The 25,127-nt window shown below is 70.3% G+C and carries 27 protein-coding genes and 3 pseudogenes; 15 read left to right on the plus strand and 15 right to left on the minus strand.

The annotated features are described in order from the left end of the window. Positions 1 to 2 precede the first annotated feature (2 nt). On the minus strand, positions 3 to 218 hold the full coding sequence (locus D0Z67_RS27265) for an MbtH family protein (RefSeq protein WP_165507376.1): 216 nt from the start codon (positions 216 to 218) through the stop codon (positions 3 to 5). A 21-nt stretch (positions 219 to 239) separates the two neighbouring features. Beyond that, entirely contained in the window at positions 240 to 500 is a 261-nt protein-coding gene (locus D0Z67_RS27270; RefSeq protein ID WP_031179245.1) for an acyl carrier protein, read from the minus strand. 354 nt (positions 501 to 854) lie between these two features. On the opposite strand from D0Z67_RS27270, the gene panD reads away from it, so the two are divergent. Then, the gene (panD, locus tag D0Z67_RS27275) at positions 855 to 1,274 is read left to right on the plus strand and encodes an aspartate 1-decarboxylase (RefSeq protein ID WP_037774297.1); all 420 of its coding nucleotides are present in this window, start codon (positions 855 to 857) and stop codon (positions 1,272 to 1,274) included. A 103-nt stretch (positions 1,275 to 1,377) separates the two neighbouring features. On the opposite strand, the gene D0Z67_RS27280 is transcribed toward panD, so the two are convergent. Beyond that, the gene (locus D0Z67_RS27280; RefSeq protein WP_031179247.1) at positions 1,378 to 2,223 is read right to left on the minus strand and encodes a calcium-binding protein; all 846 of its coding nucleotides are present in this window, start codon (positions 2,221 to 2,223) and stop codon (positions 1,378 to 1,380) included. A gap of 142 nt (positions 2,224 to 2,365) precedes the next feature. Between D0Z67_RS27280 and D0Z67_RS27285 the strand changes: the two genes are divergently transcribed. Beyond that, the gene (locus D0Z67_RS27285) at positions 2,366 to 2,671 is read left to right on the plus strand and encodes a UBP-type zinc finger domain-containing protein (RefSeq protein WP_031179248.1); all 306 of its coding nucleotides are present in this window, start codon (positions 2,366 to 2,368) and stop codon (positions 2,669 to 2,671) included. Positions 2,672 to 2,780: 109 nt separating this feature from the next. Further along, positions 2,781 to 4,568 (plus strand): cellulase family glycosylhydrolase, encoded by a 1,788-nt coding sequence (locus D0Z67_RS27290; protein ID WP_031179249.1) that lies wholly within the window; start codon positions 2,781 to 2,783, stop codon positions 4,566 to 4,568. A 70-nt stretch (positions 4,569 to 4,638) separates the two neighbouring features. Here D0Z67_RS27290 and D0Z67_RS27295 read toward each other — a convergent pair whose 3' ends face one another. After that, the gene (locus tag D0Z67_RS27295; protein WP_031179250.1) at positions 4,639 to 5,604 is read right to left on the minus strand and encodes a DUF1152 domain-containing protein; all 966 of its coding nucleotides are present in this window, start codon (positions 5,602 to 5,604) and stop codon (positions 4,639 to 4,641) included. Positions 5,605 to 5,789: 185 nt separating this feature from the next. On the opposite strand from D0Z67_RS27295, the gene D0Z67_RS27300 reads away from it, so the two are divergent. Continuing rightward, entirely contained in the window at positions 5,790 to 6,611 is an 822-nt protein-coding gene (locus tag D0Z67_RS27300; RefSeq protein ID WP_031179251.1) for an aldo/keto reductase, read from the plus strand. 36 nt (positions 6,612 to 6,647) lie between these two features. Next, the gene (locus tag D0Z67_RS27305) at positions 6,648 to 7,655 is read left to right on the plus strand and encodes an aldo/keto reductase (RefSeq protein ID WP_031179252.1); all 1,008 of its coding nucleotides are present in this window, start codon (positions 6,648 to 6,650) and stop codon (positions 7,653 to 7,655) included. Between the two features lie 6 nt (positions 7,656 to 7,661). On the opposite strand, the gene D0Z67_RS27310 is transcribed toward D0Z67_RS27305, so the two are convergent. Further along, on the minus strand, positions 7,662 to 8,318 hold the full coding sequence (locus tag D0Z67_RS27310; protein ID WP_031179253.1) for a TetR/AcrR family transcriptional regulator: 657 nt from the start codon (positions 8,316 to 8,318) through the stop codon (positions 7,662 to 7,664). A 68-nt stretch (positions 8,319 to 8,386) separates the two neighbouring features. On the opposite strand from D0Z67_RS27310, the gene D0Z67_RS27315 reads away from it, so the two are divergent. Next, complete coding sequence (locus D0Z67_RS27315) at positions 8,387 to 9,274, plus strand: SDR family NAD(P)-dependent oxidoreductase (RefSeq protein WP_031179254.1); 888 nt, start codon at positions 8,387 to 8,389, stop codon at positions 9,272 to 9,274. 22 nt (positions 9,275 to 9,296) lie between these two features. Here the strand turns inward: D0Z67_RS27315 and D0Z67_RS27320 are convergent, their stop codons facing one another. Next, the gene (locus tag D0Z67_RS27320; RefSeq protein ID WP_037774299.1) at positions 9,297 to 10,157 is read right to left on the minus strand and encodes an RNA polymerase sigma factor SigF; all 861 of its coding nucleotides are present in this window, start codon (positions 10,155 to 10,157) and stop codon (positions 9,297 to 9,299) included. Positions 10,158 to 10,252: 95 nt separating this feature from the next. Beyond that, positions 10,253 to 10,861 (minus strand): TetR/AcrR family transcriptional regulator, encoded by a 609-nt coding sequence (locus tag D0Z67_RS27325; RefSeq protein WP_031179256.1) that lies wholly within the window; start codon positions 10,859 to 10,861, stop codon positions 10,253 to 10,255. A gap of 70 nt (positions 10,862 to 10,931) precedes the next feature. On the opposite strand from D0Z67_RS27325, the gene D0Z67_RS27330 reads away from it, so the two are divergent. The 4 genes from D0Z67_RS27330 to D0Z67_RS27345 all read left to right on the plus strand — a co-directional run bounded on the left by D0Z67_RS27330 (position 10,932) and on the right by D0Z67_RS27345 (position 16,208). Further along, positions 10,932 to 11,825, plus strand: coding sequence for an NADP-dependent oxidoreductase (locus D0Z67_RS27330; RefSeq protein WP_031179257.1), 894 nt, complete (start codon positions 10,932 to 10,934; stop codon positions 11,823 to 11,825). Positions 11,826 to 12,157: 332 nt separating this feature from the next. Beyond that, on the plus strand, positions 12,158 to 14,362 hold the full coding sequence (locus D0Z67_RS27335) for an MMPL family transporter (RefSeq protein WP_031179258.1): 2,205 nt from the start codon (positions 12,158 to 12,160) through the stop codon (positions 14,360 to 14,362). 5 nt (positions 14,363 to 14,367) lie between these two features. Beyond that, the gene (locus D0Z67_RS27340) at positions 14,368 to 15,567 is read left to right on the plus strand and encodes a sensor histidine kinase (RefSeq protein ID WP_031179259.1); all 1,200 of its coding nucleotides are present in this window, start codon (positions 14,368 to 14,370) and stop codon (positions 15,565 to 15,567) included. Beyond that, positions 15,564 to 16,208, plus strand: a complete 645-nt coding sequence (locus D0Z67_RS27345; protein WP_031179260.1) for a response regulator — start codon at positions 15,564 to 15,566, stop codon at positions 16,206 to 16,208. The genes D0Z67_RS27340 and D0Z67_RS27345 overlap by 4 nt, the downstream gene beginning before the upstream one ends. Before the next feature lie 24 nt (positions 16,209 to 16,232). Here D0Z67_RS27345 and D0Z67_RS27350 read toward each other — a convergent pair whose 3' ends face one another. From D0Z67_RS27350 to D0Z67_RS27360, 3 genes and pseudogenes are all read right to left on the minus strand, one after another. Further along, positions 16,233 to 16,877 carry a hypothetical protein gene (locus D0Z67_RS27350; RefSeq protein WP_234312593.1) on the minus strand — a complete coding sequence of 215 codons (645 nt, stop codon included), beginning with the start codon at positions 16,875 to 16,877 and terminating at the stop codon, positions 16,233 to 16,235. Between the two features lie 209 nt (positions 16,878 to 17,086). Further along, a pseudogene (locus D0Z67_RS27355) lies at positions 17,087 to 17,365 on the minus strand (methyltransferase type 11); the annotation flags it as partial. 366 nt (positions 17,366 to 17,731) lie between these two features. Then, a pseudogene (locus tag D0Z67_RS27360) lies at positions 17,732 to 18,304 on the minus strand (putative RNA methyltransferase); the annotation flags it as partial. 446 nt (positions 18,305 to 18,750) lie between these two features. On the opposite strand from D0Z67_RS27360, the gene D0Z67_RS27365 reads away from it, so the two are divergent. After that, complete coding sequence (locus D0Z67_RS27365) at positions 18,751 to 19,059, plus strand: STAS domain-containing protein (protein WP_031179263.1); 309 nt, start codon at positions 18,751 to 18,753, stop codon at positions 19,057 to 19,059. Here D0Z67_RS27365 and D0Z67_RS30290 read toward each other — a convergent pair. From D0Z67_RS30290 to D0Z67_RS27380, 4 genes and pseudogenes are all read right to left on the minus strand, one after another. After that, the gene (locus D0Z67_RS30290) at positions 19,056 to 19,469 is read right to left on the minus strand and encodes a hypothetical protein (protein ID WP_051887452.1); all 414 of its coding nucleotides are present in this window, start codon (positions 19,467 to 19,469) and stop codon (positions 19,056 to 19,058) included. The genes D0Z67_RS27365 and D0Z67_RS30290 overlap by 4 nt on opposite strands. A gap of 161 nt (positions 19,470 to 19,630) precedes the next feature. Then, complete coding sequence (locus tag D0Z67_RS30295) at positions 19,631 to 20,257, minus strand: IPT/TIG domain-containing protein (protein WP_234312594.1); 627 nt, start codon at positions 20,255 to 20,257, stop codon at positions 19,631 to 19,633. Positions 20,258 to 20,263: 6 nt separating this feature from the next. Further along, positions 20,264 to 20,647 (minus strand): IPT/TIG domain-containing protein, encoded by a 384-nt coding sequence (locus D0Z67_RS30300; RefSeq protein ID WP_234312596.1) that lies wholly within the window; start codon positions 20,645 to 20,647, stop codon positions 20,264 to 20,266. A gap of 84 nt (positions 20,648 to 20,731) precedes the next feature. Then, a pseudogene (locus tag D0Z67_RS27380) lies at positions 20,732 to 21,079 on the minus strand (IPT/TIG domain-containing protein); the annotation flags it as partial. A 418-nt stretch (positions 21,080 to 21,497) separates the two neighbouring features. Here D0Z67_RS27380 and D0Z67_RS27385 point away from each other — a divergent pair. The 3 genes from D0Z67_RS27385 (at position 21,498) to D0Z67_RS27395 (ending at position 23,229) form a co-directional block, all read left to right on the plus strand. After that, entirely contained in the window at positions 21,498 to 21,701 is a 204-nt protein-coding gene (locus tag D0Z67_RS27385; protein ID WP_031179266.1) for a cold-shock protein, read from the plus strand. Positions 21,702 to 21,892: 191 nt separating this feature from the next. Next, complete coding sequence (locus D0Z67_RS27390; RefSeq protein WP_037774302.1) at positions 21,893 to 22,753, plus strand: alpha/beta hydrolase; 861 nt, start codon at positions 21,893 to 21,895, stop codon at positions 22,751 to 22,753. Positions 22,754 to 22,962: 209 nt separating this feature from the next. After that, a complete protein-coding gene (locus tag D0Z67_RS27395; RefSeq protein ID WP_031179268.1) occupies positions 22,963 to 23,229 on the plus strand; it encodes a GlsB/YeaQ/YmgE family stress response membrane protein in 267 nt (88 codons plus the stop codon). A 106-nt stretch (positions 23,230 to 23,335) separates the two neighbouring features. Here the strand turns inward: D0Z67_RS27395 and D0Z67_RS27400 are convergent, their stop codons facing one another. Beyond that, positions 23,336 to 24,565 carry an MFS transporter gene (locus D0Z67_RS27400; RefSeq protein ID WP_051887453.1) on the minus strand — a complete coding sequence of 410 codons (1,230 nt, stop codon included), beginning with the start codon at positions 24,563 to 24,565 and terminating at the stop codon, positions 23,336 to 23,338. A 90-nt stretch (positions 24,566 to 24,655) separates the two neighbouring features. Here D0Z67_RS27400 and D0Z67_RS27405 point away from each other — a divergent pair, with 90 nt between their 5' ends. Next, a complete protein-coding gene (locus D0Z67_RS27405) occupies positions 24,656 to 25,123 on the plus strand; it encodes a winged helix-turn-helix transcriptional regulator (RefSeq protein ID WP_031179270.1) in 468 nt (155 codons plus the stop codon). Positions 25,124 to 25,127: the final 4 nt, after the last annotated feature.

Raw genomic sequence — 25,127 nt, forward strand, 5'->3', positions numbered from 1 at the left:
GGTCACCGCGCCCGGCGGAGACTGAGCGGCCGCATGTCGGTCCACACCTGTTCGACGTGGGCGAGGCAGTCCTCCTTGGAGCCGGACGTGCCCTCGTCGAACCAGCCGGCGGGCAGCTTTTGCTCCTCCGGCCAGATCGAGTACTGCTCCTCGCCGTTCACCACTACGCGGTACGTCTGTGCCACCGGTTCCTCACCTCTCGAAGAGTCGTCAGGGATGTGCGTTCGGCTCGCCGGGTGTCAGGAGTCCCGGCGGCGCAGCGCCACGACGGCGAGCGCGTCGGCGGTACCGGACCGGAACAGGTCCCGGACCGTGATGCGCGCGCCGAGCCGGGAGCTGATGAGGGACACCGCGCGGGCGGCCGTCAGCGAGTCGCCGCCGATGTCCAGGAATCCGCTGTCCGTGCCGGGCACGCCGTCCGAGCCCAGTACCTCCGCGAATATCTCCGCGATCTGCGCGGCGGTCGCCCGGACCTCCGGTGTCGTGACATCCACCGTCATTGTCTTTTCCCTTCGGAGTCGATGACTTCGGGGTTCGGTAATCGCATCCCCGGCATGTCCGTGAAGCCGGGATCACTCTGACTCCGAGGGGCGGTCCATTCCCAGACCGTCGCCCGCTCATCAACCTGCACGACATGAAAGTGAGTGGGCGACATACAGCGCGGAAGAAGGAGTGCGCGCAGGTCGGAGCGGCCGGGCGCGGTCCGGAGCGGGTGTCACGAGAATTCGTGTCTGCCGGTCGGAGAATTCTCGTGGAATGCTCGTCGTGGACCGCGCAGAACCGTTTCCCGTACGTTCCGCCGCTCTCTACGCGCAATTCGAATTCAGAACGCGCCACACCGAAAGGCGACAGCCGTGTTCCGTACCATGCTCAAGTCCAAGATCCACCGAGCCACGATCACCCAGTGCGATCTGCATTACGTCGGCTCCCTCACCCTGGACGCCGACCTGATGGACGCGGCCGATCTGCTGCCGGGCGAGCTGATACACATCGTCGACATCAACAACGGCAGCCGGCTGGAGACCTATGTGATCGAGGGTCCCCGGGGCAGCGGCATCATCGGCGTCAACGGCGCCGCCGCCCGCCTGGTCCAGAAGGGCGACCTCGTGATCATCATCGCCTACGCCACGGTGGCCGACGCCGACGCCGCGAGGGTCGAACCCAGGGTGGTCTTCGTGAACGACCGCAACGAGGTCACCGACACGGGCGCCGCCCTCAACACGGCCCCGGACGGCCACGGCCTGACCGACGGCACCCTGATCGAGACGGCCTGAGGACGCGCCGGCAGTCCGGCGCCGGGTGCGGCGGGCCGGCGGAGCGCGGACCTGGCCGCCCGCCGGCCGCGCCCCACCTCGCGCCGCGACGGGACGACGCGGCTCAGCCCTGATGCACCTCGTTCCGCCCCGCCCCACCCGACAGCCGGTCCCTGCCGGGGCCGCCCCACAGGACGTCGTCGCCACTGTTGCCCCACAGCGTGTCGTCCCCCGCCTCCCCGTACAGCGTGTCGTCGCCCTTGCCGCCGTAGAGGACGTCCGCGCCGCCACCGCCGTGCAGGATGTCGTCGCCTTCGTCGCCGTGCAGGGTGTTCTCCTCGTCGGTGCCGGTCAGGGAGTCGTTCCCGGTTCCGCCGAAGCAGTCCTGTCCGCAGTGGGTCAGGACGTCGTTCCCGGAGTCGCCGTACGAACCGAAGCCGAACGGACCGCCACCGCCGTCGAGCCGGTCGTCACCGTCGCCGCCGTGGAGCACGGCGGACGCGGGCCCCCGGAGGATGTCGTCGCCCGGACCGCCGTCGACACGGGCGTACGCGTGGCTGTCCGGGGCGAGCGTGGCCGTGTCGTCCAGGTCGCCGAGGTCGACGTCGTAGTCGTCCGAGTCGTCGGAGTTCTCCGGGATGTGGACCGCGCAGCGGACGGTGGTGTGGTCGGCCGGGGCCGGGTACGCGCACTCGTCGTACGTCACCGCGCTCGCGTCCAGCGCGATGGCGTAGCGGTCGTGGAAGGTGAGGACGTAGTACGAGTCGAACTCGCCCCGCTGCTCGATGCGTTCGCCGACCGTCAGGTGGTTGATTCGGCCGGGAGCGGCCTTGTACCAGAGCTCGCCGTCCTGGTGGACGACGGTGGCCGGGGGCGCCGCCGCGTGTGCGGCCGGCAGTGCGAGGGCGGTGCCGCCGAGGGCGAGTGCGAGTGTGCCGGTGGCCGTGGCGATGGTGCGGAACGTGCGCATGCGAGTTGCCTCCCCGATGTCGGCGCGCGGTGACGCGCGCGGTCGCCTTGTCGGACAGGGGCGGGAGCGGCGAAGTTGCCCTTGCCGATCATGAACAGTGGCGTACCGGACGGTGTACGCGGCACGCGATTAGGCTGGGGCCATGACCACCTGGGTGCCGCGCACGGACGGCGGCCGGCCGGAGGGCCGGTACTGCGCGCACGGCGAGCAGCCCGACCCGCCCCCGGCGACGGCCGGCGGCTGCCGTGAGTGCGCGGCCGCCGGAAAGCGGTGGGTCCGGCTGCTGCTGTGCCTCACCTGCGGACACCTCGGCTGCTGCGACAGCTCGCCCGGCGCCCACGCCACCGCGCACTACGAGAAGACCGGACACCCCGTGGCCAGGTCGGCCGAGCCGGGGGAGGACTGGGCGTGGTGCTACGCGGACGAGGTCTACCTGCGGCAGCGCTGAGCGCCAACTCCCACCTGTGCGCGGGGTGTTGACGTGTGCACGCTTCGTGGCTTCCATGGGATCGGTCCCCAAGTGGGAGCGCTCCCACACCTCAGGAGAGGACTCCGCGATGCGACACCCGCTCGTAAGCCGCCTCCGCCACGCCCTGCTCGCCCTGCTGCTGGCGGTCGCCGCCCTGATCCCGCTCACCACCGTCTCCGCACAGGCCGCCGCCGCACCGGGCGCCGGACCCTGGCACACCAGTGGACGGCGGCTGCTCGACGCGCAGAACCAGCCGGTGCGGATGGCCGGCATCAACTGGTTCGGGTTCGAGACGTCCAACTACGTCGCGCACGGCCTCTGGTCGCGCGACTACCGGTCCATGACGGACCAGATGAAATCGCTCGGCTACAACACGATCCGTCTGCCCTACAGCGACGACATCTTCAAGGGCACCGCCCCGAACGGCATTTCGTACGCGAACGGCCTCAACTCCGACCTCCAGGGCCTCAATTCGCTCCAGGTCATGGACAAGATCGTCGATTACGCGGGCTCGGTCGGCCTGAAGGTGATCCTCGACCGCCACCGGCCCGACTCCGCCGCCCAGTCGGCGCTCTGGTACACCTCGGCGGTTCCGGAGAGCACCTGGATCAGTGACCTGAAGGCGCTGGCGACCCGCTACCGGGGCAACTCCGCCGTGGTCGGGATCGACCTGCACAACGAGCCCCACGATCCGGCCTGTTGGGGCTGCGGGGACCAGGCCACCGACTGGCGCCTGGCCGCCGAACGGGCCGGGAACGCGGTACTGGCCGCCAACCCCGACCTGCTGATCTTCGTGGAGGGTGTGCAGACGGTCAACGGCAAGAGCTACTGGTGGGGCGGCAACCTGGCCGGCGCCGGTGCCGCGCCGGTACGGCTGGACGTCCCCAACCGCCTCGTGTACTCCGCGCACGACTACGCCACCAGCGTCGCCCAGCAGCCGTGGTTCAGTGACCCGTCGTTCCCCGCGAACATGCCGGCCGTCTGGGACGAGCACTGGGGTTACCTCTTCAAGCAGAACACCGCCCCGGTGCTGCTCGGCGAGTTCGGCACCACGCTGCAAGCCGGGGTGGACCAGAAGTGGCTCGCCGCCCTCGTCGACTACCTGCGCCCCACCGGGACGGCGGGCGCCGACAGCTTCGCGTGGACGTTCTGGTCGTGGAACCCCAACTCCGGTGACACCGGCGGGATTCTGAAGGACGACTGGCAGAGCGTGGACACCGTCAAGGACGGCTACCTCGCGAGCATCAAGGCTCCCGGCTTCGCCTCGGGCGGCTCCGGCGGCGGGGGCGACACCACGGCACCCTCGGCCCCGGCCGGGCTGACCGTGACCGGCACGACGGCGTCCTCGGTCTCGCTGCGCTGGTCGGCGTCCACCGACGACACCGGCGTGACCGGGTACGACGTGTACCGGGGCACCGCCAAGGCCGGCTCGGCCACCGGCACCTCGTTCACCGACACCGGCCTCACCGCGAACACGAGCTACGGCTACACCGTGCGGGCCCGGGACGCGGCGGGCAACACCTCCGCCGCCTCGGCACCGGTCACCGCGACGACCTCGGGTACCGGCGGGGGAGACTCCGGCTGCGCGGCGACCTACAAGGTGAGCAGCGACTGGGGCGGCGGCTTCAACGCCGACGTCACCGTGAAGAACACCGGCAGCACGGCGACCAGGAGCTGGCAGGTCACCTGGACCTGGGCCGGCTCCCAGACCGTCGGCAGCATGTGGAACGCCACCTACACCCAGACCGGCGCCACGGTGACCGCCACCGCCGCCGGTCACAACGGCGCGCTCACCCCCGGCGCGACCACCTCGTTCGGCTTCGGCGCGACCCCGGGAGGGGCGGCCGTACCGGCGCTGACCTGCCGGGCGAGCTGAGCCCTGGCCACGCGTGGGCCGACCGACTCACTGGGGTCGGTCGGCTCTCGGAGTCGCCGACGCGGAAGTCTCAGTGCGGGAACGCCCGTGACGGGCGCTGACGGGGGAGGGTGGTGCGGAACTCCTCGATGACGGTGCTCACTTGACGCATCAGCGACGTCCGCTCCAGCAGGTCCAGGTACAGGTTCCGGCGGGCCAGGCCGGGGAGGTCCACGCAGAAGTACATGGCCATGAGCGGGTTGACGAACAGCTCGCCGCCCTTGGTCCTCTCGGTGAACCGGACGTCACCGAAGTCGCCGCGCACTGCGGCGGCCACCGAGCCGTTCACGATGCTCGGGTGACTCGGGGTGTGGCGCTGGGCGTGTGCCACCGCGTCGAGGTAGAGCGCGCCCTCCCGTCCTGTGCCGAGCAGCGAGAACGCGCCGAGGTAGGAGCCGTCCCGGTCCAGGGCGGCCAGGTTCTCCAGGACGAGCGCGTGGCTCACACCGTGATACGCGTCCACCCCGAAGCCGAGGCAGGCGACCAGCCGGTGGGGGATCTCGTCGAGCCCGCTCACGGCGGCCAGACTCGCCATGTCCTCCTCCGGCGTGCCGAGGCCGTGCTCGTCACCGCGCATCAGGATGTCTGTCCCGCCGTCCACCAGCACCACCGCGTCGACCCCGCCGAGGTGCGCGATGAGCGCCCGGTACGCCGCCCGCAGCGGACCCACCCCGATGCTCGGGAACGCGTACACGGTGGACGGCAGGTCCTGCGTCGACAGCCACTGCGCGAGCGTCCGTTCCGGAAAGTAGTCGCCGCGCACGGGGGTGTCGGGCTCGACGGCGGCGACATCCTCGTCCACCCACACGTCGAGGCTCAGGCCGTACAGGTCGGCGAAGGACAGGCTGGCGAGGTGCACCTCCTTGCCCGCCGACCGCAGCGCCAGCGCGAGCGGCAGCCCGGCGTACACGTCGAAGCCGCCGCCCGCACCGGCTATGAGAACGCGCCGCGCGTCGCGCAGACGGGTGAAGAAGGCTGGTTCCCCCAGAGAGATCACCGCACGACGCTAGCAGGGGGCCGCGCGGGCCATGCCGGGGCCGGATAGCGCCGACCTGGGTGTTGCGTGCGCAGCTATAGCGCGTTTGCAATTAACCCGCGTGTGCAATTAACGTCGGACCGAAGCCGCGCACGGCTCGACGGGCGCGGCTTTCCGACAGCAGGCTAGGAGAGGTGCGGTACCCCATGACGATCCCCGACATCACCCTGAACAACGGCGTACGGATGCCCCAGCTCGGCTTCGGCGTCTTCCAGGTCCCCGACGACGAGACCGCCGAGGCGGTCGGCCACGCCCTGCGTGCCGGCTACCGCAGCGTCGACACCGCCGCGATCTACGGCAACGAGCGCGGCGTCGGCCGGGCGATCGCTGAGTCCGGTATCGCCCGCGACGAGCTGTTCGTCACCACCAAGCTGTGGAACGACGACCAGGGTCACGACAGCACCCTCACCGCCTTCGACGCGTCCCTGGACCGCCTCGGCCTCGACCATGTGGACCTGTACCTGATCCACTGGCCCACCCCGGTCCGCGACCGCTACCTCGACACCTGGCGCGCCCTGGAGCGGATTCTCGCGGAGGGCCGCGCCCGCGCCATCGGCGTCTCCAACTTCCAGGTGCCGCATCTGCGCCGTCTCATGGAGCACTCGGGCATCGTCCCGGCCGTCAACCAGATCGAACTGCACCCCGCGCTCCAGCAGGCCGAACTGCGCGCCTTCCACGCCGAACACGGAATCGCCACCGAGGCGTGGAGCCCGCTCGCGCAGGGCGCCGTCCTCGGTGACGAGGCGATCCTCTCGGCCGCGCGTGCGCACGGGGTCACCCCCGCCCAGGTGGTGATCCGCTGGCACCTGCAGACCGGCAACATCGTGATCCCGAAGTCCGTGACGCCCGAGCGCATCCGCCAGAACCTCGACGTCTTCGGCTTCCGGCTGAGCGACGCCGAACTCGACGCCATCGCCGCCCTGGACCGCGGGCTGCGCACCGGGCCGGACCCCGACACCCTCAACTGACCCGGAGCCGCGCCCCTCGCCCCCGAAAGACCTGACATGAGCATCCGTCACCTGCTGCCGGGCCGCATCGGCTTCGGCGCGGCCCCGCTGGGCAACATGTTCCGCTCCCTCACGGACGAGGAGGCGCGGGCCACCCTGCGGGCCGCCTGGGACCACGGCATCCGCTACTTCGACACCGCGCCCGTGTACGGCGCCGGCCTCGCGGAGACCCGCCTCGGCGAGTTCCTGTCGGGGTTCGACCGTGCCGAGTACGTCCTGTCGACGAAGGTCGGCCGCCTGATCCTGGACGAGTTCGAGGAACCGTCCACCCGCGAACTGGGGGAGAAGGGCAACCTGTTCCGGTACGGGCTGCCCCACAAGATCCACAACGACTACGGCGCGGACGCGACCCTGCGCTCCGTCGAGGACAGCCTCAGGCGGCTGCGCACCGACCGGCTCGACATCGTCTGGGTGCACTCCGTGGCCCAGGACTTCTACGGGGACGAGTGGATCGGCCGCTTCGAGCAGGCGCGCACCGGCGCCTTCCGCGCCCTGACCCGGCTGCGGGAGGAGGGCGTCATCGGGGCGTGGGGTCTCGGCGTCAACCGGGTCGAGCCCCTGGAGCTGACCCTGGACCTCGACGAACCGGCCCCGGACGCCTTCCTGCTGGCCGGCCGCTACACGCTGCTGGACCACGAGCGCGCGCTCCAGCGCCTGCTCCCCGCCGCCCGGCGACGCGGTGTGGACATCGTCGTCGGCGGTCCGTACAGCTCGGGCATCCTCGTCGGGGGCACCCACTTCGAGTACGGCGAAGCACCCGCCGAGGTCGTCACCAAGGTGGAGCGGATCGACGCCCTCGCGCGGGAGCACGGCATCGGCGTCAAGTCCGCGGCCCTCCAGTTCGTCCTCGCCCACCCCGCCGTGGCCGCCGTCGTGCCGGGCGCCAGCAGGCCCAGCCGTATCGCGGAAGACCTCGCCGCCCTCGACGAGCCCGTCCCCGCCGCGTTCTGGCAGGCCCTCTGCGCGGAGGGGATCGTCTCCCCGGAGGCACCGGTACCCGCCTGACGTTGTCTACGGGGTGGCGGTCAGCCCCGCGAGATACGCGGTCAGTACGCGCCGCATCCGGGGTGCCACCTCGACCACCGCGTGGCCGAGCAGCGGGTCGGAGGCGTACAGCTCGGCCAGCTTCGGTCCCGGTGTGGCCATCTGCCACAGTGCGCCGGCCAGACTGGTCGCGGTGGCGATCGTGTCGACGGCCTCCAGTTCGGCCAGGCCGAGCAGCCGGTGCAACTCGGCGCCGATGAGGCCGACTTCGCGCAGCGTGGCCAGTTTGAAGGTCCGGACGGACTCGATGGAGACGTTGCGTTCCAGGTTCAGCGGCGCCTGGGCCAGCAGGTCGCAGAAGAGGGGGCGCGCCGCGAGGGTGTCGGCGAGGGCGCCGGCCACCTCCGCGGGGGACGCCTGACCCCGGCGCCCGAGGTCGGCGCACAGCTCGGCGGACCACTCCCGCCAGCCCTCCGCCGTGAGCCTGAGGAAGATCTGTTCCCGGGTCTCGAAATAGCGCAGGAGTGCCGACTTGTGCATCCCCACCGCGGCGGCGATGTCCGTGAGCGTCACCTCGCGAATCCCGCGCTCGGCACCGAGCGTGCGAGCCGCTTCGAGGATCGCCTCCTCCCGTGCCTGCTTGGCGTGGGCGCTCCGCGCCCGCTGGAAGACGGGATCACTCATGCGGACATCATAGGGCCGCGTAAGGAAACATCGTTGCACTAATAGCGCAACGGTGTTTCACTAACTCCATGAGCGAAAATTCCAGCACGGAGAAGGTCTGGTTCATCACCGGCGCGTCGCGCGGGTTCGGGCGCGCTCTCGCCGAGGCGGCACTGAAGGCGGGCGACCTCGTCGTGGCGAGCGCGCGCCGGCCGGAGACCCTGCGGGAGCTGCACGACGTACACGGTGACCGCGTGCACCCGGTCGCCCTCGACGTGACGGACCCGGACGCGGCACGTGCCGCGATCGAGGCGGCCGTCACCCGCTTCGGCAGGATCGACGTCCTGGTCAACAACGCGGGGTACGCGAACGTGTCGCCGATCGAGACGGCCGACGACGGCGACTTCCGCGCGCAGTTCGAGACCAACTTCTGGGGCGTCTACCACGTCACCCGGGCCGCGCTGCCGGTGCTGCGGGCCCAGGGGTCGGGGACCTTCGTGCAGTTCTCGTCCGTCGGCGGCCGGGTCGGCGGGTCACCAGGCATCGCGTCGTACCAGGCGGCCAAGTTCGCCGTGGACGGCTTCAGCAGGGTGCTCGCGGCGGAGACGGCCCCGTTCGGGCTGCGCGTGATGGTGGTCGAGCCGAGCGGCTTCGCCACCGACTGGGCGGGCTCGTCGATGACGGTCCAGGACATCCCGGAGGCGTACGACGCGACGGTGGGTGCGATGAACCGCCGGGTGCGGCAGAGCACGGCCGGCGCGGCGGGCGACCCCGAGAAGGGTGCCGACATCGTCGTACGCGCCGTGCACCGGGACGAGGTCCCCGGTCATCTGCTGCTCGGCGTCAACGCCGTGACGATGGCTCTCGACTACTCCCGTGCCCAGCTCGCCGAGGCACGGGAGTGGGAGGCGGTGAGCCGCTCGGCCGACTTCGCCGAACCGGCCCCCGTGCCGCTCCCGTCCGGCGAGGGCGCGTAGGGCGGGTGGCGTCGAGCCGTGGTCAGCTGGTGGTGAGCATGCCCGCGCGCAGGCCGGTCAGGATGCGGGTGAGCAGCCGGGAGACGTGCATCTGGGACACACCGAGGCGCTCGCCGATCTCCTTCTGGGTGAGTTCGTCGACGAACCGCCAGTGGATGATCATGCGGTCCCGCTCGCCCAGGGCGGCGATGAGCGGCGCCAGGGTGCGGAAGTCGTCGACCAGGGCGAGGCCGCCGTCCTCGTCGCCGATGAAGTCGGCGAGCGCCCCCTCGCCCTCCTCGCTGCCGGTGATGACCGCGTCCAGGGAGGCCGCCGTGTAGCCGTTGGAGGCGATCCGGGCCTCCCGGACCTCGTCCTCGGGCAGGCTCATCAGCTCGGCCAGCTCGCTCGTGGTCGGCATCCGGCCCAGCCGGCTGTGCAGCTCCTCGTTGGCACGCGCCAGCAGGGTGCGGGCCTCCTGGAGGCGGCGCGGCACGTGCACCGCCCACGTGGTGTCACGGAAGAAACGCTTGATCTCGCCGACGATGTACGGGACGGCGAAGGAGGTGAACTCCACCTCGCGGGAGATCTCGAACCGGTCGATGGCCTTGATCAGGCCGATCATGCCGACCTGGACGATGTCCTCCATCTCCCCGCTGCCACGCCCCCGGAAGCGCGCGGCCGCGAAGCGGACCAGGGACATGTTCATCTCGATCAGCGTGTTCCGCGCGTACTGGAACTCGGGCGTGCCCTCTTCCAGTTCCGCGAGCTGGTCGAAGAACAGCTTGGACAGGCCGCGCGCGTCCCGGGGGGCCACCCGGGTGGGGGCGGTGACCCGGGGCAGGGCGGCGGGCGGGGTTCCCTGCTCGGTCATCCGGCCGGTGCTCAGCACGTTCGTCGTCATGATGATCCTTCCAAGCTGTGGGAAGCCGCCCGGAAAAGGATAAAGCGCCGACCGACAAGCCCGCGCGTACCCCTTCGTGACGGATACATGTATCCCTAGCCCTTCGCCCCGTGTCCCGTGGTCCCCTGAGCCGGTCTCACCACGGCCCACGCCGCCTCGATCATCCGGAAGATCTCGTCCACCGCGTCCTGCGGCTCGGCGGCCTCGCGGGCCAGCGTGTAGGCGTCGATCACGAATCGCGCGACCGTCCGGCAACTCGTCGTCGCGGGAGGCAGGTCGAGGCCGGCGGCGATGGCGGCCGCCAGGGACTCCGCGTGGCGCAGCCGCATCGACTCCTCGTACTCGAGCAGCGCGGGCGAGGCGACGATCATCCGCCAGACCGGGGCGGCGTCGTCCCCCGTGCAGTGCCGCACCAGAGCGTGGATCTCCTGACGCAGCGCCGGGATGAGCGGTTCGTGCGGGGCGCGGTCGGTCACCGCGCGGACGAGGCGCTGCTCGAAGTCCTCGTCCTGCTCGAACACCAGGGCCTCTTTCGAGGCGAAGTGGGAGAAGACCGTGGTCACGGCGACATCGGCCTCGGCGGCCACCTCGCGGATGCCCACCGCGTCGTACCCGCGCTCCAGGAAGAGCCGCAGGGCGGTGTCGGCGATCTTCTGGCGGGTCGCGGCCTTCTTGCGCTCGCGGCGGCCGGTCGGCACGATCATGGCTTGATCGTAGCAGTTGCGATATCGCATCAGCTCCAAAAAGCTAACGGTTAGTGTTACGTTCGACGGCATGAGAAAAGTGAGCTTCGCCGAGTTCGGCGGTCCGGACGTCCTGCGGCTCGTGGACGCCGAGGAGCCCCACGCGGGCCCCGGCCAGGTGCGCATCGCCGTACGGGCCGCAGGGGTGAACCCCGTCGACTGGAGAATCCGGGAGGGCCAGGTCCTCGGTGCCCATCCGGTCGAGCTGCCCTCGGGGGTGGGGCTGGACGCCGCCGGGGTGGTGGACGAGGTGGGCGACGGCGTCGAAGGAGTCGAGCCCGGCGACCGCGTGTTCGGCGAAGGGACCGACACCTACGCCGAGTTCGCCGTGCTGTCGGCCTGGGCCCGGATGCCCGGGAACCTGACGTTCGAGGAGGCGGCCGGATACCCCTCGGTGGTGGAGACCGCGCTACGTGTCCTGCGCGAGGTCGGCGTGCGGCCCGGAGAGACGCTGCTCGTGAGCGGCGCGTCCGGGGGAGTGGGGTCGGCGGTACTGCAGATCGCCCGCGACCGGGGCATCACCGTGATCGGCACGGCCGGTGCCGCGAACCAGGACTACCTGCGCGGCCTCGGCGCCCTCGCCGCCACCTACGGCCACGGCTGGACCGAGCGGGTGCGGCGGCTGGGCCGGGTCGACGCGGCCCTGGACCTCGCCGGCTCGGGCGTCATCCGCGAACTGACCGAGCTGACCGGCGATCCGGCACGGGTGATCTCCATCGCCGACCTCGACGCGCCCCAACTCGGCGTCCACTTCTCCGGGGTGGCCGGCGACATACGGGCCGCCCTCACGGAGGCCGTCGACCTCATCTCACGGGGGCGCCTGCACATCCCGGTCGACAAGTCGTACCGCCTCGATGAGGCCGCGTCGGCACACATCGACAGCCGGGCGGGGCATACCAGGGGGCGCCGGGTGCTGGTGGTCTGAGCCGTGGGCTGTGAGCGTCGGTACCAACGCTCCCCCAAGACGCCGCCCCGCACGGAAGCGCAGGCACGACGCGCCGATCGCGACGATGACAACCGCTTGACCCGGCTGCCCAATGCCGTCTCCCCTCGGACTGGTTGACCTTTCCCACTCGCGCGATGGTGGCACGCGCCGGTCGGCCCGGTACCTGTCACATTACGGCGGGGTGGCCCCCCGATCGGCCGACAGCCCCGCACACGGCCCGTACCGGGCACCCGGGTCCACCGATCGGTGGACGGACAGTTCAACCGGGTGCCTCTGTCGGAGAACTGTGCACTTCAGCAACGCTCTTGGGCATGAACTCATTCACGGTGCGCGTGGCGCGCTGGAGCGCTCGGCATCCCTGGCGGGCCATCGTCGGCTGGCTCGTGTTCGTGGCGCTCTGTCTGGGAGCCGGCAGCGCCGTGGGTACCAACGGCGCGACAACGGCGGACTACCGCGTCGGCGAGGCCGGCCGGGCGGAGGCGATGGCCGCCGAGGGGCATCTGGAGCGCAGGCCCACCGAGCAGGTGCTGTTCTCCTCCCGCTCCGGACCCCCCGACCGGGCCTCCGCCGATGCCGATGCCGCCGCGAAGGAACTGAGCGCCCGGATGCGGCGGCTCCCCGAGGTGGCCGGAGTCGCCGCACCGCTGCTGTCGCGTGACCACCGGATCACCATGGTCGAGGTGGCCCTGAGAGGCGAGGAGCGGGACGCGAAGGACAAGGTCGACGCGCTGGCCGCACAGACCCGGGCCGTGAGCGAGGCGTATCCGGGGCTGCTACTGCGGGAGACCGGGAGTCCGTCCATCAGCAAGGGAGTTGACCAGCAGCGCGGCGACGACCTGGCGCTCTCGGAGGAACTGACCCTCCCCGTCACTCTGATCACCCTGCTGGTCGCCTTCGGCTCGGTGACCATGGCGGCCGTGCCGCTGCTGATCGCCCTGTCCGCGATCGCCGCGGCCGTCGGGCTGTCGATGGTGGCCTCGCACATCTCCCCGGACGCCGGGGTCGGCACGAACGTCATCCTGATGATCGGCCTGGCCGTGGGCGTGGACTACACCCTCTTCTACCTCAAGCGGGAGCGGGAGGAACGGGCCCGCTCCGCCGGGCGGCTGAGTTCGCGGGCGCTGGTGGAACTGGCCGCGGCGACATCGGGCCGGGCGGTGGTGGTGTCCGGTGTCGCGGTCGTCGCCTCCACGGCGACGCTCTACCTCGCCGCCGACGTCATCTTCTCCTCGCTGGCCACCGGCACGATCGTGGTCGTCCTCGTCGCGGTGGCGAGTTCCCTGACGGTACTGCCCGCGCTCCTGGTCACGCTCGGCGAACGGCTGGAGCGCAGGGCACGTTCCCGCGCTGAGCGCGGAAAGCCACAGCGGAGGGTGCGGGACCACGGCGGGAGCCGGTTGTGGGCCGCTCTGCTGCGGCCCGCGAGCAGGCATCCCCTGGTCACCCTGTGCGTCGCCGTACTCGCCCTGCTCGCGCTCGCCGTCCCGCTGGCCGGACTGCGGATCACGGAGATGAGCCGGGACACCCACTCCCGCGAGATCCCCGCCATGCGCGTGTACGACCTGCTCAACGAGGAGTTTCCCGAGCACCGGGTCACGCATCAGGTCGTGGTGCGGGCCGATGCCGCACGCTCCGCCGAGGTGGTCGCGGCCCTGCAGGAGGTGGCCCGACGCGCCGACGAGGACCCGTTGTTCGCCGGTGCCTCGCCCGTCCGGACATCCGCCGACCGTCGTATCAGCACCCTCGAATTGAAGGTGCCGCACCTCGGCAACTCCGAGCAGGCGTACGCCTCTCTCGGTCACCTGCGGAAGAACTACCTGCCCGCGACCGTGGGCCGGGTGGCCGGAGCGGAGTTCGGGGTGAGCGGGGACGTAGCCCGGTACGCCGACTATCCCGCGCACCAGAACAGCAAACTTCCCCTGGTCCTGGGGGCGTTGCTGCTGGCCACCTTCGCGATGACCGCGTACGCGTTCCGCTCGGTGGTGCTGGGGCTGCTCGGCGTCGTGCTGAACCTCCTGTCCGCGGCGGCGGCGCTCGGGCTGCTCGTGCTGGTCTTCCAGCGGACGTGGGCCGAAGGGTTGCTGGACTTCCACTCCACGGGGTCGATCGGGTCGCGCGTACCGCTGTTCCTGTTCGTGATCCTTTTCGGGCTCTCGATGGACTACCAGGTGTTCGTGGTGAGCAGGGTGAGGGAGGCCGTGGTCGCGGGCGTTCCGACGCGGCAGGCCGTGCTCGACGGCATCCGCCGGTCGGCGAGCGTGGTGACGAGCGCGGCCGTGGTGATGACGACCGTCTTCGCGAGCTTCGTCTTCCTGCACATCATCGAGATGAAGCAGATCGGCTTCGTCCTCGCGGCGGCCGTACTGCTCGACGCCTTCATCGTGCGGATCACCATCCTGCCGTCGGCGATGCTCCTGCTCGGCAGGCGATGCTGGTGGCCGTCGAGGACGGGGCGGGAACCCACGGCGGCATCAACGGGAAAGACCGACAAGCGCCCAGCGGCCGAAGTACGTTGACCCGCATGGCTGTCCTGACCGCATCCCCACCCGACGCCCTGTGGGCCACGTCGCTGCGCCGCTGGAACATGGTGTGCTGGGCGCTGTTCGGGGCGATGACCGTCGGCCTGGTGACGTCGGCCCCGCCGGGCGGGAGCAAGTACGCGGCCCTCGCCCTGCTCGGCAGCGTGATGCTCTGCTACGCGGTGCTCGACCGCTTCCCGGCAAATCCCGTCGTCCGTCCACAGGTCTACCTCTGGGTCCTCGTACTTGCCCTGGGCGGCCTGGCCTACCTGGGCAGCAGTTACGCGGCGCTGTTCATGGTGACGCTCCCGCACTACTGGATGTTCGCGCGCACCCCGCGCGCCTCGATGGGCTTTCTCGGGTTCGCCACGGGTGCCACGCTCGCCGGAAGCCTGAGCCGGCAGGGCTGGTCGGCGGAGTTCTTCGGCGAGACCCTGGTGTCCACGCTGATCGTCGTCGCCGTCGGCGTACTGATCGGCCTGTGGGCGCACTCGGTCGTGGCCCAGAGCAGTGAACGGGCCCGGCTGATCGAGGAACTGGAGCGGACCCAGGCACGGCTCTCCGAGGCGCACCAGCGGCAGGGCGCCGCCGACGAACGGGAACGTATCGCACGCGACATCCACGACACCCTCGCCCAGGGCTTCGCGTCGATCATCGTGCTCGCCGAGGCGGTAAGGGGCGGGCTGTCCGACGATCCGGCGCGCAGCGCCCGGCAGCTACGGTCGATCGAGTTCACCGCGCGGGAAAACCTGGCCGAGGCAAGGGAGTTGGTCGCATCGGCGCAGCCTCCGGGACCGGGCCGGGTCGATTCCGGCTCGGTGGCGCAGACCCTGCGCCGCACCCTGGCCCGCTTCGCGGAGGACACCCAGCTCACCGTGGACGCCGATCTGGCGGACCTCGACTGCGACCAGCAGACCCGGATCGCGCTGCTGCGCTGCACCCAGGAGTCGCTGGCCAACATACGCAAGCACGCGTGCGCGTCCACGGTCGGCGTGGTGCTGGCCCGGCGGCCGTACGGTGTGGAGTTGGAGATCACCGACGACGGGACCGGGTTCGTGGTGGGGGAGTCCAAGGGCTTCGGGCTCGACGGCATGCGCAACCGGCTGACGGAACTGGGCGGAAGGCTCACGGTGACGAGTTCGGTGGGCGACGGGACGCGAATCCTGGCGACGCTCCCGGTGCCGGACGGGGTGGGGGAATGAACGGGAGTGGTCTGCGCGTCGTCGTGGTCGACGACCACACCGTGATGCGCGCCGGAGTCATCGCTCTCCTCGCCGACGAGGACACCATCGAGATCGTCGGCGAGGCGGCGAACGGGCGTGCGGCGCTGGAACTCGTCGAGCGGCTCGACCCCGACCTGGCCCTGGTCGATCTGCGGATGCCCGTCCTGGACGGTGTGACGACTACGGCCGAGGTCGTCGCCAGGTTTCCGCGCACCCGTGTCCTGATCCTGACCACCTACGACACGGACGCCGAGATCGAACGAGCGGTCGAGGCCGGCGCCATCGGCTACCTGCTCAAGGACACCACGCGCGAACAACTCGTCGACGCCGTCCACGCCGCCGCACGCGGCGAGACGGTACTCGCTCCCCGCGTCGCCGCGAAACTCGTGGCGCGGATGCGCCGGCCGGCCCAGGAGCCCTTGACCGACCGCGAGACCGACGTCCTGGACGCGGTCGCCGACGGCCTCACCAACGCCGAGATCGGCAGACGCCTCGTCATCGCCGAGGCCACGGTAAAAACCCACCTCCTCCGCCTCTTCGCCAAGCTGGACGTGAACGACCGCACAAGAGCAGTCGTGGTAGCCCTGGAACGAGGACTCCTCCCGAGACCCCGGCCGTGACCCGCATGACGCTCCGGCCGGCCGTCAGAGCGCGGCGGAAGGCGCGTCGCCGTTCTGGGCCTGTCGGGCCCGCTTGGCGAGCATCGTTGCCAGGTCCCGGGCACGGTCTTCGTTGACGGCGTCCTTGCTCTTCTCCATCGAATCCACCATCGTCCACAGCAGCGTCGTACCGACCCGGGTCTGGGTCACGGTCCTGGGCTCGCCGTGGAAGCCGGGCGAGTCGAATCGGGCGTCGCGCCGCTCACCGATCCGGCCGAGGCTGAACGCCTTGCCCCGCTGTCCCGCTCTCTTGCCGTAGTGGTTCCAGAGCACGTCGTACGCCTCACGGGCGGCCTGCCCACTGTCGTAGGCGACGATCATGAAGGTGACCATGGCGGCGCTGTCGTCGCGTCTGAAGGTCGAGGCGCCGAAGAAGCGGGAGTTCTCGCAGCCCGCGTTGCCCTTGATGGGGCAGGCTTGTGAACGGTAGAGCTTGTCCATCTCTACGGCTGCGGGGCGGGCGGACTCCTTCCAACCCGTCATGGCCCCGTCGTTCGGCAACGTTTCCCGTACCTGTTCCTTCGTGAGCGCCACCGCCTTGCCGTTCGCGCTGTCGATGTCGCCGCCGCCGGCGCAGCCCGCCAGCATCATGGCCGCCGCGATCGCCGCGAACCACCGGTCGGTCCTCATGAACACGTGATCACCCCTCAACTGGTGATCCTAGGGGGGCGTTCCCCGGACAGGAGCTGCTGCCCCAAGTCCCCAGTTGGGCAACGCACCGTAAGGGAAGGAGATCACCACGATGACTACCGCAGTTACAGGGTCCTTGTCGGAGCGGTTGCCGGGGCCTTGGGGATGCTGGTGGTCGGGCGTCGCCGAAGCAGGAGGCGCCAGCTCGGTCAGCGAGGCCGGTAGGCGGTGGCCAGGACGGAGACGGTGACCTGATCGGGCAGGGCTCCGCCGTCGGCGAGGTCTGCGCGGCTCACGTGGCGTGCACTCGGCGTCATCCCGATCAGATCCAGGATGTTCAGCTTGGTCAGGGGAACGCAGTACTCCACCTGCTGGGTGACGACGGCCTCGAAGAGGGGGTCGAGCGCTCGGTGCAGGCGCTGTTCCTTGGCCGGGTCGATCGTGACCATCGCAGGCATCTGGCCACGTAGCTCGGCCAAGTGCCGCCTAGGGGGTGTCTTGTCGATCACGCCGGGCTCGCGACGCCTGGCACCGCACCTCGCCGCGTTGTCGTCGGTCCCCGATGCTCCGCATCGACTCCCTCCTCCGCCTTGCGATGCACGGCACCAGACGCCGCTCCCTGATCCGGCCTGATCGACAAGACACCCCCTAGGTCGTGTCCGGAAAGTGGCGCCGTCTGCCCGGAGGGCAGGGCTCGCGGCGTCTGGTGCGTGCGCTCGCAAGGCGGAGGGTCGCCCTCGTACTGGGCGTACGAGGGCGACCCCGACAACGCCGCTGGGGGTCCCCCCTGCTCGCAGAGCTTGGGGGAGCGTGCCAGGCGTCGCGAGCCAGGCGGGACTTTCCGGACACGGCCTAGTGGGACGGATCACGATCAGGCGGCCGGTCGGGCGCAGAACGCGGTGGAACTCGGTCGGATTGCGTGGGGCGAAGACGTTCAGCACGACATCGGCCGCCCCGTCGGCCAGTGGGAAGGGACGGAAGACGTCCCAGGCCACTGCGGCAGCCCGGTCGTGTGCACGGGCTGCCGAGCGCAGTGCCCGCACCGATGTCTCCAGCCCCAGACCACGGGTAGAAGGCAGTCGGTCGAGTACGCCGGCCAGGTGGTAGCCCGTGCCGCACCCCGCATCCACCACTGTGCCCTGACCGGGGACGGCGTCGACCGCCAGGCGGACGCCGACTTCGCGGAGGGGCTCGTAGGCGCCGGTGGACAGAAAACGGTCCCGGGCCTGGACCATGGCCGCGTCGTCACCGCTGGTGGCGCGGGCGCCCGTCAGCAGACCGGCATAGCCGTGCCGGGCGATGTCGAAGGTGTGACCCACCGGGCAGCGCAGTGCACCGCGGTCGGGGTGCAGGCGCCGCGTACGGCACGTCGGGCAACGCAGCAGGTCGAGGGACAGATCGAGGGCAGGGGGAAGCGACACGGGCACGAGGCACTCCTGGCAAGGGGTGAAGGGAAGGGATCGTGCCTGAGGGGTCAGCGCCGCACTGCCTCGGAAAGGAACGGGCAGCATCGGGACGTGACTCGCGCAGCAGGTACACCAAGGAGGGCGACGCCGTCCGGCATCGCCCTCAGCGCTTTCCCATCACAGGAAGCAGCAGTGCGGGGTGCTCATGAATGCCACGTCATGAGTCTACGAGCATGGCGGGGAACCTCACGCCCGGTGGTCAAGAAGACGCTCCCTTTCGCAATGAGGCGGTCCGACGCGCCGTGGGTGAATCGGTCCGCGGTCAGGCGGGTTGAGGGGCGTCGGTGGCGTGCGGAGGCTGGGCATGATTGTCTAGCGACAACTAATTGTCCCCGCGGCCCAGAAGGAGGAGTGTGCGTCCTTCGGTGTGGGCTTTCAGTCATGCGGCGAGGGCGCTCGCGGCTCCTGTGGGGGCGCTGTGGGGGGTCAGGCTGTGGGGGGACTTCGACGCCGAGTCGATCCACGTCGTCGAGCGGGTCACCTACGAGGTGCTGCACAGCAGCCTCGCGCCCGTGGTGTTCGACCTGCGGCACGTGACCTTCGCCAACACGGCGCTGCTGAACCATCTGATCGCGCTCCGTCGGCACCGGCGCGTCGGCCTCATCGGGGCCGACCGTCTGATGCGGCTGATGATCGAGGTGAGCGGGGCCGAGCTTCCCGTCTTTCCCGACCTGGCCGCCGCCCTCTCCGCCCTGTCGGCGGACGACACGCCCTAGCGGTGCTGCCACCGGGCGAGGGACCGGTCCCGGTACCCAGAGGTGTTGATGTTGTTGGTGATGTCGCCGACGCTGAAGTCGATCAGTCCGCCGCAGGCGAGTAGGCAGAAGCCCGGTGTGGTGCCCGCGGTGGTGAAGGTGGCCGTGTAGCCGGCCTGCCCGTTGGCGTTCACCGCCACGGTGTCGAGCAGGTCGCCGCCGTCGAAGAAGGTGACGCCGAGACCGCCGGTGGGATCGGCGGGGCAGTCGACCGTGGCCAGAAGCTGTACGGGGTTGTTCACCGTGGTCGACTGCGGGCTGGCCGTCACGGTGGTGCTCGACGGTACGGCCCAGGCGGGTGAGGCGAGCCCCAGTACGGCGGTCAGGGCGGCCGCGACGGTCAGTCTCGCTTTGCGTGGCGTGAAGTGCACCGGTTCGGTTCCTTGTTCGCTTCCCGGCCCGCTGGGAGCGGGTGCCGTGGGGAGCCTCACGCTAGGGCGGTCGCTTCCGTCCCCCGGGACATGGCGCCAGAAGCAGCCTGGTTGGATCAGCCGACTGCGCCGCTCGCCGGGCGATCGGGTGAGCGGCTGCGTCAGATGCCGGGCGCGGCGGTGCGTGTGTAGGGCAGCCCGGAGCTGGTACCGCCCGCGGTGGTGACGGTCACGGTGACCGGGCCCGGGGCGCCCGCGGGCGCGACGGCGGTGATCTTCGTGTCCGACACCACGGTGAAGGGGACGGCCGAACATCCGAACGTGACGGCCGTGGCGGTGGCCAGGTTGGTGCCGGTGAGGGTCACCACCGTGCCCGCGGACGCCGGTCCAGCGCTGGGTACCAATGCCGTCAGCGTGGGCGGGACGACGTAGACGAAGGCCAGGGGGTTGCTCGTACCGCCCGGCGTGACCACCGTGATGGGCACGCTGCCCGTCCCCGGCGGGGCGGACGCCGTGATCTGCGTCGCCGACACCACGGTGTACGAGGCGGCGTTGGCGGCCCCGAAGAGGACGGCGCCGGCGTTGAGCAGGTTGCTCCCGGTCAGGGTGACCACGGTGCCACCGGCCGTCGGGCCCTGTACGGGGTCGGCGCTCTGGAGCACGGGCGGCGCGGCGTAGAAGAAGAACGCGTCCGGCGCGCTGGTGCCTCCCGGGGTGGTCACCCGCACCTCGGCCGCCCCGGGGATTCCGGAGGGCGTGACGGCGGTGATCCGGGTCGCCGAGTTCACCAGGAACTACGTGGCCGGAACCCCCGCGAAGGTGACCGCCGTGGCCCCGGTGAATCCGGTCCCCGTCAGGACGACACCGGTGCCGCCCGCCGTCGGGCCGTTGGCGGGCGAGACTCCGGTGACCTGGGGCACCTGCGCCACCACGTAGGTGAATGTCACCGAGTTGCTGTTCCCGGTCGGATGGACGACCGTCACGGCCGTCGCTCCGGCGGCACGGGGCGGGCTGACGGCGGTGATCCGGGTGGCCGAATTGACGGTGAAAGATGTGGCGTTGGTGCTGCCGAAACGTACGGCGGTGCTCCCGGTCATCCCCGTGCCGGTGAGGGTGACGGTCGTACCCCCGGTGGTGGGCCCCTGTGTGGGATTGATGGTGTTGATCGTGGGCGGCATGAGGATGCTCCAATGGCAGCCTGGGCGAAGCCCGGGGCGACGGGGCTGCCGCCCGGTCCGGACCGGGCGGCAGCTGGGGGTGGGTCAGATACCGGGTCCGGCGACGTAGGTGAAGGCGTCGGCGGCCGTGTCGGAACCGGCCGCGTTGGTCACCACCACGTCGACCGGACCGGCGGCACCGGGCGGGGTCACCGCCGAGACCGTGGTGCTGTTCACCACGGAGAACGGCGCCGGGGTGCCGTCGAAGGTGACGGACTCGGTGGTGTCGAGGTTGGTGCCGGTGATGGTCACACCCGTACCGCCCGAGGGCGGCCCGGAGGCGGGCGCGACCGTGGTCACGGTGGGGGCGTCCACGTAGGTGTAGGACAGGCCGTTGTTCGTCCCGCCCGCCGTGGTCACGCTCACCCCCACCGGGCCGGCCGCCGCGCCCGCCTGGCGAGCAACTTCGTCTGGCAGCACCCGACCATCGCGTCCCTGGCCACCGCCCTGGCGGCGCGCATGGGCCTCGCCCTGCGGGAGGAGGCGAGCTGATCGCCGTCGGCTCACACCGGTAAGCACAGGCGTTCGCCCGGACGGGCGGTTCCGGTCCGGCAGGACTACCGGGCCGGAACCGCCCACCAGGGGGCCTCCCGGCGTTTCGCCGACCCTGTCCGGCTGCCGGAGAAGGGCCGACGGACGGGTGAGTCATGGTCGTTGCTCTCTGGTGGGAGCCGGTCCCGGCGTGTAGCGTCGCTGACAGATGCCGTGTTCCCGCCCGCGCTCTGCGTGGGCTTTTTGCTGTGCCCTCGGGAGCGGGGCATCACCTTCGGGTTCGCACGGTGCGGGCCCGATTTCGACCGGAAGGCTCAGTATGACCAGCGGTACCGTCAAGTGGTTCAACGCCGAGAAGGGCTTCGGCTTCATCTCTCAGGACGGCGGCGGCCCGGACGTCTTTGCGCACTACTCGAACATCAACTCTTCCGGCTTTCGCGAGCTCCTCGAGGGCCAGCAGGTGACGTTCGACGTCACCCAGGGTCAGAAGGGCCCGCAGGCGGAGAACATCACCGTCGTCTGACCGGGCGTCCGGCCGCAGGCCCCGGATCACGCTCCGGGGCCTGCGCCGCCGGCCGGACACGATCGGGTGAGTGACCGCGCGCGTCCCGTCGGTTCACCCGGATGGCAGCGCCTGCATGCCGAGGCGGAGGGGCTGCACCAGTGTGATGCTCTCAGGCTGTCACTGCGGCGGCCTGCCGTCGAAGGAGCGTCATGCGAACATCCGGTAAGTCACGGCGTCGCGTCCACGCACTCCGCTGGGGTGCGGGCGCACTGGTCCTGTCGGGCACCGTCTCGGTGGTCGCGGCCATGGGGGCGTACGCGGGCGGACCGCCCAGCGGGCCCAGCGGGGAGAAGCCGACGATCGTGCTCGTGCACGGCGCCTTCGCCGACGCCTCCAGTTGGAACGGCGTGGTGGGCGCGCTGCAGAAGAACGGCTACAAGGTGGTCGCGGCGGCCAACCCGCTCCGTGGCATACCCCAGGACTCGACCTACGTGGCGAGCCTCCTGAAGAGCATCAAGGGGCCGATCATCCTCGCCGGCCACTCCTACGGCGGCGAGGTCATCTCCCAGGCCGCGGCGGGGAACAGCAACGTCAAGGCGCTGGTGTACATCAACGCGATCATGCCCGACGTCGGCGAGTCCTTCTCCAGCCTCTCGGCGAAGTTCCCGGCCCCGCCCCTCACGACGGCGCTCGACCAGGTGCCCTTCCGCAACGGCGACGGCACCGGCGGCACGGATGTCTACGTCCAGACCGACAAGCTCCGCCAGGTCTTCGCCCAGGACCTCCCCGTCACGCAGACCGACCTGCTCGGCGCCACCCAACGGCCCCTCGCCCTCTCCGCCTTCAACGACAAGCTCACGGCCGCGGCCTGGCACGACAAGCCCGTCTACGTCCTGGTGGGCAAGCAGGACAGGTCCATCGACCCCGGGCTGGAACGCTACGAGGCGAAGCGCGCCAAGGCCCGCAAGACGGTCGAGATCAACTCCTCCCACGTCTCCCTGATCTCCCACCCCCAGGCGGTGAAGGACCTCATCGTCAACGCGGCGGAGGACTACCAGTGGAACAGGTAGGGAGCGTTGGGGCGCGCCGCTGCGTGATCGGCACCAGGTGAGCCGGTCGGTGAATGCGGGGCCGCGATGCCGTGTGGATTTCTCCCGAACGGATATGCGTATGTCGCCGGTCGTCCTTGCGGAGTGACCGGCGACAGTCCCGGCGGAAACCTCTTGGGGTCCACCTCGGGTTCGTCCAGAGCACTCGTCGAAAGCAAAGGAAGCACACCGTGGGCATCATCGCCTGGATCCTCATCGGCCTCATCGCGGGCGCCATCGCCAAGGCGCTCATGCCCGGCAAGGACCCGGGCGGCTGCCTCGTCACGATGCTCATCGGCATCGTCGGCGGTCTGCTCGGCGGCTGGCTCGGCAAGGTGATCTTCGGTGTGCACTCCATCAACGGCTTCTTCCACCTGTCGACGTGGATCGCCGCGGTCGTCGGCTCGGTGATCGTGCTCCTGCTGTACCGCCTCGTGACGGGGCGCCGCTCGCACTGACCGCGACCGGCGGAACGGAACGGCATCGGCCTCGGGGCTCGTCCCCGCGACCGGTGCCGTTCGCCGTTTTCCGTCGCGGATCTGTTCACCCGCCCGCCTGACAGGTCTAGGCGGTGTCCGCCCGCTGCATCTTCTTCTCCTGACCGTGGGCCTCGGTGACCCGCAGGGTCTTAGACGCGCCGTCGGGCAGGCCTTTGCCGATCGCCCAGGTGATCAGGGCGCAGGTTGCGAATCCGGCTCCCAGGAGGCTGGATCCGACCCATCCGTGGGAGGCGAAGACGGTGGTCGTGGCGGCTGCTCCGAGGGCGGAGCCGAGGGAGTAGAAGACCATGTAGGCACCAATGACGCTGCTGGTGCGTTCCGCGTATGCGCTGGTAAGCGTGTGCTGGTTGCTCACGTGCACGACCTGGACCGCGAAGTCGAGCAGCACGATGCCGATGATGGGCAGCCACAGGGACCAGGACAGGGGGGCGATCGCGGCCCAGGAGACGATGAGAAGGGCCAGCGCGAAACCCGCCATCGGCACTGCCCGTCCGGCGTCCGCCCAGCCTCCCGCGCGAGCAGCGCCCAGCGCGCCTGCGAGTCCAGCGAGACCGAACAAGCCGATCTGGCCCTCACTGAAGTGCCATGGCGCGTCCGCCAGCGGCAGCGATAGTCCGCTCCACAGCGTTCCGAAGGAGGCAAACAGGAAGAACGCGATGAGGCCGCGCGTCAGAAAGAGACGCTCCCTGAACAGTGTGCCAAGCGCGGCGAGGGCCTGCCCGTATCCCGCAGGCCGGCGAGATCGCTCTTCCGGGGACAGGGCACGCGGGACGAGGACGGCGATCCCGAGGGCCAGCACGCCGAGCAGTACGTAGATGCTCCGCCAACTCCACTGCTCGGCGAGCAGGCCGGTGACAATTCGCGCGCCAAGGATGCCGATCACCACGCCGGAGGTGACGATCCCGATGTTCCGCCCACGTTCGGCGGGCGGTGAGACCGATGCAGCATAGGCCACCGTGGTCTGCACCACGACCGCGAACATCCCGGCCAGCGCGAGTCCTGTGAAAGCCATCCAGGCGGTCGAGGCCGCCGAAGTCAGGAGAAGGCCGGCGGCGGTGATCACGAGGTGCACCGCAATGAGTCGACGTCTGTCGGTGACCACGTCGCCGAGCGGGACCAGCAGCACCAGGCCGGCCAAGTAGCCGAACTGACCGACCGAGACGATCCATCCCAACTGTCCCGCCGGGATGCCGAGGCTGTCTCCCATCGGTGCGAGAACCGGTTGCGCGGCGTAGACGCTTGCCACCGCGACACCGCACACGACTGCGAGTAGTAACCGCCGCCAGACGTCCATCGCTCTCCGATCAGAAAATCAGTAGCAGAGTGAAACTTATTTGAGCCTAGGGCATAATGGTCTCGATCTGCAACTCATCTAGGAGGTGTTATGCCGCGCTCCTCCACCGGCGCCCCGAACGACGCCTGGACCGATCCCCACTGCCCCGTCGCCCGCGCGCTCGACCTCGTAGGCGACCGCTGGAGCCTCTTGGTCGTCCGGGACGCGATGGACGGGGCCCGCTCCTTCACCGAGTTCCAGCGCCGCACCGGCATCGCCCGCAACATCCTCAGCGACCGTCTCCGGAAGCTCAGCGCCCACGGGCTCCTCGCTAAGCAGACCGCACCCACGGGCCGCCGCCTGGAGTACGTGCTCACCGACAAGGGCCGCGACCTGTTCCCCGTACTCCTCACCTTGCGCCAGTGGGGAGAACACCACGCCTTCGAGCCCGGCGAACCCCACTCCACCCTGCTCGACGAGCAGGGCGTCCGCGTCCCGGACCTCACGCCCACCGGAGCCGACGGCGCTCCTCTCACCGCTGACTCCACCTGGGTACGAAAGATCGACAGAAGCCGATGAGGCA

The organism is Streptomyces seoulensis (genome assembly GCF_004328625.1).
GTDB classification, from domain to species: Bacteria; Actinomycetota; Actinomycetes; order Streptomycetales; family Streptomycetaceae; genus Streptomyces; species Streptomyces seoulensis.